This window comes from Brachyspira catarrhinii, from assembly GCF_005518285.1.
Taxonomy (GTDB): Bacteria; Spirochaetota; Brachyspiria; order Brachyspirales; family Brachyspiraceae; genus Brachyspira; species Brachyspira catarrhinii.
This window is the reverse complement of the sequence record NZ_SJDU01000658.1, coordinates 1-799: the sequence shown is the minus strand read 5'-3', so window position 1 is coordinate 799 and position 799 is coordinate 1. Positions and strand designations below refer to the sequence as shown.

Below are 799 nucleotides of genomic sequence, written 5' to 3'. Positions count from 1 at the left end.
AGTCCAATCTTGAAAGTCTCTATCAAAATTTAAATTATAATCATAATAATACAAATTAAAATCAATAAAAGGTACATTGTATTCTATAGCTATCTTTTCAGCACTATTAAATATTTTTCTATTGTAACTGGTCCATGGAGCATTAATATATGGAGATATAATTATTAAAATGGGAATATCGTATTTTTTTACCAATTCTATAGTTTTTCTGTAATATTCCTCTGTTTTTGTATAAAGTTTTAAATAACCTGTTACTAAATAATTAGTATTATATGTGGTATTTCCAACTGTTCCATATATATAAGAAAATCCTTTAAAATATTGCATACTACTATCATTTATAAAATCATTCTTTTTTAAAAGAGAATATCTATCATGATATTGACATAATAAATTAAAATATTTATCCCGTTCATTTTTTGGAACACTGACTTTAACTGCATCTATTTTTAATTTTGATATTTTTAAAGCAGAAATAAAATTTAATATATGTCCCTTAGATTGATATTCATTTCCAAACACTGTAGTATAGGCTTCTATAACTACAAGTTTTGGTTTCTGAGTCTTCAATGATTCTTTTATAGTAAAATATATTTGCCAAAATGGAGTTACAGAAGTAGATAAATTATATGATGATATTCCATAATCTTTGTATAATATTGCAGGATTAATACCCCAAAATACTCTGCTGCTTCCAAAAAATAATACGTCTATAGATTTTTTATTTTGTTTATAAAATATATTAAACTGATTTATTCCCTGTATGTTTTTTGAAATCAAAATATTATTGATTTTAATA

1 pseudogene is annotated in these 799 nt (G+C 22.8%); it reads right to left on the bottom strand.

Going from position 1 to position 799, the window contains the following annotated elements:
- A pseudogene (locus tag EZH24_RS14395) lies at nucleotides 1-780 on the bottom strand (DUF1574 domain-containing protein); the annotation flags it as partial.
- Nucleotides 781-799 lie beyond the last annotated feature (19 nt).